The following is a 4,874-nucleotide window of genomic DNA, read 5'->3' on the forward strand; positions in this document are numbered from 1 at the left end:
CCCGAAGCACGCTACTCCGCTTCCGGCCGCCGGGAGCCGGGCGTGCAGCCGTCGGCCGCCGTCAGCGGCGCAGCGCCTCGGCCGCGGTCGCCGTCACCGCGTCGGCCAGTGCCGCGAGCGCGGGGGAGTCGAGTTTCCACTGCTGCCAGTGCAGCGTGACGTCGATCCACTCGCGGGGAGCGAGCAGGACCAGCCGGCCGTCCGCCAGCAGCGGCCCCGCCTGGTCCTCCGGGACCATGCCCCAGCCGAGGCCGGCGGCGACCGCGCCGAGGAAGCCCTCCGAGGTCGGCACATGGTGCCTGAGCGGCCCGGCGGACCCGCCTCCCAGCCGGCGTACGAAGCCGTCCTGGAAGTCGTCCTTGCGGTCGAAGGTCACCACGGGGGAGCCGGACAGGGTCTCGGGAAGGGGCCGCCCGGCCAGCCGGGTGCGGGTGAACTCCGGTGCGGCGACCGGCAGATAGCGCATCCGGCCGAGCGGGCGGACCGTGCAGCCGGGCACCGGGTCGGGCGAGGAGGTCACCGCCGCCATCACCAGGCCCTCGCGCAGCAGGGCGGCCGTGTGGTCCTCGTCCTCGCGACGCAGTTCGAAGCAGAGCCCCGGCACCCGGGTGAGCGCCGGCAGGAACCAGGTCGCCAGCGAGTCCGCGTTCACCGCGACCGACACCCGCGTCGGCTCCCCGGCGCCGCTCAGCCCCAGCTCGCCCCAGGTGTCCCGCTCCAGCCGGGCGAGCTGGCGCGCGAACCGCACCAGCACCGCGCCGGACTCCGTGGGCCGCACCGGCTTGGTGCGCTGGAGCAGCACCCGGCCGGTGCGCTGTTCGAGGGCCTTGACCCGCTGGCTGACCGCCGACGGCGTCACGTGCAGGGCGGCGGCCGCCGCGTCGAAGGTGCCTTCGTCGACCACGGCGAGCAGCGTGCGCACCTGCTCCAGGGGCAGGTCCCTCATCGGCTCCATCACGGCTGCTAAGGATACGTAAGAATCTTTAGCTGTACTTGCTCCTGCCGCGACCCTAGTTTCGAACGCATGAGCAACTCCCTGACCGCGGCGGTCGCCGGTTTCGGCACCGGCCTGTCCCTGATCGTCGCCATCGGCGCCCAGAACGCCTTCGTCCTGCGGCAGGGGGTGCGCCGTGACGCGGTGCTCGCCGTGGTCGGCATCTGCGCGCTGTCCGACGCGGTGCTGATCTCGCTCGGCGTCGGCGGGGTAGGCGCGGTCGTGGTGGCCTGGCCGGGCGCGCTCCGGGCGGTCGCGATCGTCGGCGGCGCCTTCCTGCTCTGCTACGGCCTCCTCGCCGGCCGCCGCGTCCTGCGGCCCGGCACCGGCCTCGTGGCCGAGGGCGAGGCCGCCGGGTCCCGGCGCCGGGCGGTGCTCACCTGCCTGGCGATGACCTGGCTCAACCCGCACGTCTACCTGGACACGGTCTTCCTGCTCGGTTCCCTCGCGGCCGACCGGGGTCCGCTGCGCTGGACCTTCGGGCTCGGCGCCGCGGTCGCGAGCCTGTGCTGGTTCACCGCGCTCGGCTTCGGCGCCCGGCTGCTGGGCCGGTTCCTGGCCCGGCCCGGCGCCTGGCGGGTCCTGGACGGCCTGGTCGCCGCCACCATGCTGGCGCTGGGCGTCTCGCTGCTCGCGGGTGGCTGAGACAAGTAGTTCGCTCAGCGAAAGAGTTGCTGTAATAGTTAGGCTCTCGAAGTTAAATGATGTAGCGAGCAACCAGGACATCCGTGGACACCAGCGAGAGCAGCAGTACCAAGGCCGACACCGAGTCGCCCGTGGCCGACGACGCCCAGCCCCGGCCGGGCTGGCGCCGCTGGGCGATGGACACCCGCCCCCTGCGCGTCCCGGCCTTCCGGCGGCTGTGGTCCTCGACCATCGTCACCGCCGTCGGCAGCCAGCTCACCGCCGTCGCCGTACCCAAGCAGATCTACGACATCACGCACTCCTCGGCCTGGGTCGGCTACGCGAGCCTCGCGGGCCTCGTGCCCATGGTGGTGTTCGCGCTGTGGGGCGGGGCGGTCGCCGACACCGTGGACCGCCGCAAGCTGCTGCTGGTCACCAACATCGGGATCGCGGTCACCTCGCTGCTGTTCTGGGCGCAGGCCGTCACCGGTCTGGACTCGGTCGTCGTCCTGATGGCGCTGCTCGCGGTGCAGCAGGCGTTCTTCGGCCTCAACTCCCCGGCCCGCAACGCCTCCATAGCCCGGCTGGTGCCGGCGGCGCAGCTGCCCGCGGCCAACGCGCTCGGCTCCACGGTGATGCAGACCGGTCTGGTGGCCGGCCCGCTGCTCGCCGGTGTGCTCATCCCGGTCATCGGGCTGCCCGAGCTGTACCTCGTCGACTCCCTGGCGCTGTGCGTGACCGTGTGGGCCGTCTTCCGGCTGCCCGCGCTGCCGCCGCTCGGCGACGTCCCCGCCCGCCGCGCCGGGATGCGCGAGATCGCGGCCGGGTTCCAGTACATGTCCGGGCACAAGGTACTGCTGCTGTCCTTCCTCGCCGACATCGTCGCCATGGTCTTCGGCATGCCCCGCGCCCTGTTCCCGCAGCTGGCCGCGGAGACCTACCACCCCTTCGGCGAAGGTCTCGCGCTCGGCGTGCTGTTCGCCGGCATCCCGGTCGGCGCCGTGCTCGGCGGGCTGTTCTCCGGCGTGTTCTCCCGGGCCCGCCGGCACGGCTGGATGGTCGTCTGGGCGGTCGTCGGCTGGGGCGTGGCCATCGCGGGGTTCGGGCTGAGCGGCAACCTCTGGGTCGCCATGGCGTTCCTCGCCGCGGCCGGGATCGCGGACATGATCTCGATGGTGTTCCGGGGCGCGATCCTGCTGTCGGCCGCGACCGACGAGATGCGCGGCCGGATGCAGGGCGTGTTCACGGTCGTCGTGGCGGGCGGCCCACGCCTGGCCGACGTGCTGCACGGCACCGCCGGCTCGGCGTTCGGCACGCGCGCCGCCGTGGCGGGCGGCGGCGCGCTGGTCGTCGTGCTCATGCTGGCCCTGGCCGCCGCCGTACCGGCGCTGCGGCGCTACCGGATCTGAGGGCCTACAGCGGGCTGCGGCGGCGCAGCGCGTACTGGTCCATCAGCTTGCCGCGGGTCGTCTCCAGACGGTTGGCGAGGATCTCGGCCACCGTCCGCACCAGCGACAGCCCGAGCAGCGGGTCCTCCACGCACAGCGCGAGCACCGGGGGCCCGTCGAACTCGTAGGCCCGTACGTTGCTGAAGGCCACCGCGCCGAAGTCCCACTGATAGGGCGGGAACAGCCAGGACCAGCCGAGCAGGTCGCCCGCGCCGAGCGTGGCCACGGTCACCCGCTGGCGCGAGGTGACCTGCTGGTCCAGATGGACCGCGCCCGAGCGGATCACCCAGAACCGGTCGGCCGTGCCGCCCGCCTCGAAGATGCGGGTGTCCTCCGGGAAGGAGGTCTCCTTGGCCAGCTCCATCAGGCGCTCGCGCTGCGCCTGGGGCAGCGCTGTCAGCAGTTTTATCGCTTTGGTCATGGCGCGGGGCTCCTCGCCGGCGGCGGTTCGGGTGCTTTCCCTAAGCCCATTTCAGCCGCTGCCGCTGCCCCGGGCACCTCGAAGGACGCGCCTTTTCCCGGTCCCGCCGCCGTCCGGGCAGGAAAAAGCCCTGGCCGGACGGGGGAGGCCGGCCAGGGCCGTTCGCGGTGACGCGGGCGGGGGGAAGGACGGTTCCGGCCCACTCGTGCGTCACGTATGGATGAACGATAAACCACTTGGTGTCCGTTCCGGAAATCGGAGCAGGTCACGTGACCTGCCTCGCTCCCTCCTCCGTCGCCGAAGGCCCGCCCGGACTGACGATCTCGTCCAGCACCCGCAGCACCGCCTCGTAGGCCCGCGCCCGGTCCGCCGCCTCCCGCGCGCCGTCCGGATCGGTCGCCGTCAGCCCCTGCGCACGCTCCGACCAGACCCGCTCCGCCTCGGCCGCGTGGTCCCGGCCCCGCTGGATACGTCGCAACAACTCGTCCGCGTCCACCACATCGGTCATGGGGACCGGGTACCCGGCCGGACCGCCGTGATGGCATCCACACCGAACGTGTTTGACGGCGCCGCAGGGGGTCAGCCGGAAGAGGAGAGACCACGCAAGCCGGGCACAGGCCCACACGATCCCGGTGTCGCCCAGGGAGGAAAGGATGCCCGACAACTACCCGACCAGCGCTACCGCGCCCCTGCGGGACCCCTGCCGCCGACCGCCGTCCCGGCCCGCCGAGGCGCGCAGAACGGTACAGCGCCTGGTCGCCGAGCGGTGCCGGGAGCGCGCCATCCCCTGCGGCGCCGAGGTCATGGAGGACGCCCTGCTGGTCACCTCGGAGCTCACCACCAACGCCATCCTGCACGGCGGCGGCATCACCGGCTTCGACGTCGACGTGGACCCGGGCGGGGTTCGGGTCTCGGTGAGCGACCGCAGCGACGAGGTCCCGGTGAGCGTGGCGCCCGTGGACGAGTGCGGCCACTCCCAGCTCCACGGCCGCGGCTGGCCCATCGTCTGCCGGCTGGCCCGGGACGTCAGGGTCGCCGAACTGCCCTGCGGAGGCAAGCGCATCACCGCCGTCGTGCCGCTGAACTGAACCCCTCCCGGTGAAGTTGACCCGCACCGGCGTTTGCCCCCGGTGCCGGGGGGCAGACGGAATCTCGTGCTTCGGACCGGAGGCGCGCGCCCAGCGGGAACCGCAAGGCTGACTGGGCCCCCTCCTGGCGGGCTCGGCGGCACACCCCGCGGCGAACCCTGACAGCACCGTTCGGGCCGACCCGGAATCCTTTTCCCGGCCGTGCCCTGAAACCACGTTCAGGAGCGAATCCGCATGCTGACCGACATGTCGACAAGCCGCCCCGGCACGCCCGCCACCCCCGCCGCCGCCCCCGCGCG

General features: G+C 73.1%; 6 protein-coding genes. 3 read left to right on the forward strand and 3 right to left on the reverse strand.

What is annotated here, in order from left to right:
• Positions 1-61: 61 nt before the first annotated feature.
• Positions 62-946 (reverse strand): LysR family transcriptional regulator ArgP, encoded by an 885-nt coding sequence (locus ACWEN3_RS41560; protein WP_452982444.1) that lies wholly within the window; start codon positions 944-946, stop codon positions 62-64.
• Positions 947-1,024: 78 nt separating this feature from the next.
• On the opposite strand from ACWEN3_RS41560, the gene ACWEN3_RS41565 reads away from it, so the two are divergent.
• Together ACWEN3_RS41565 and ACWEN3_RS41570 are read left to right on the forward strand one after the other, a co-directional pair.
• Positions 1,025-1,639, forward strand: coding sequence for a LysE/ArgO family amino acid transporter (locus tag ACWEN3_RS41565; RefSeq protein WP_452982447.1), 615 nt, complete (start codon positions 1,025-1,027; stop codon positions 1,637-1,639).
• Between the two features lie 83 nt (positions 1,640-1,722).
• On the forward strand, positions 1,723-3,027 hold the full coding sequence (locus ACWEN3_RS41570) for an MFS transporter (protein ID WP_452982450.1): 1,305 nt from the start codon (positions 1,723-1,725) through the stop codon (positions 3,025-3,027).
• Between the two features lie 4 nt (positions 3,028-3,031).
• On the opposite strand, the gene ACWEN3_RS41575 is transcribed toward ACWEN3_RS41570, so the two are convergent.
• Both ACWEN3_RS41575 and ACWEN3_RS41580 read right to left on the reverse strand, forming a co-directional pair.
• A complete protein-coding gene (locus ACWEN3_RS41575) occupies positions 3,032-3,487 on the reverse strand; it encodes a cyclic nucleotide-binding domain-containing protein (protein WP_452982453.1) in 456 nt (151 codons plus the stop codon).
• Between the two features lie 265 nt (positions 3,488-3,752).
• A complete protein-coding gene (locus ACWEN3_RS41580; protein ID WP_452982456.1) occupies positions 3,753-3,995 on the reverse strand; it encodes a hypothetical protein in 243 nt (80 codons plus the stop codon).
• A gap of 145 nt (positions 3,996-4,140) precedes the next feature.
• Between ACWEN3_RS41580 and ACWEN3_RS41585 the strand changes: the two genes are divergently transcribed.
• A complete protein-coding gene (locus ACWEN3_RS41585) occupies positions 4,141-4,575 on the forward strand; it encodes an ATP-binding protein (RefSeq protein WP_452982459.1) in 435 nt (144 codons plus the stop codon).
• The last annotated feature ends 299 nt before the right edge of the window (positions 4,576-4,874 follow it).

This window comes from Streptomyces sp. NPDC004561 (assembly GCF_053602155.1).

Coding starts and splice junctions, on each gene's coding strand:
- ACWEN3_RS41560 (WP_452982444.1), bottom strand. CDS start 946: ATGAGGGACCTGCCCCTGGAGCAGGTGCGCACGCTGCTCGCCGTGGTC.
- ACWEN3_RS41565 (WP_452982447.1), top strand. CDS start 1,025: ATGAGCAACTCCCTGACCGCGGCGGTCGCCGGTTTCGGCACCGGCCTG.
- ACWEN3_RS41575 (WP_452982453.1), bottom strand. CDS start 3,487: ATGACCAAAGCGATAAAACTGCTGACAGCGCTGCCCCAGGCGCAGCGC.
- ACWEN3_RS41580 (WP_452982456.1), bottom strand. CDS start 3,995: ATGACCGATGTGGTGGACGCGGACGAGTTGTTGCGACGTATCCAGCGG.
- ACWEN3_RS41585 (WP_452982459.1), top strand. CDS start 4,141: ATGCCCGACAACTACCCGACCAGCGCTACCGCGCCCCTGCGGGACCCC.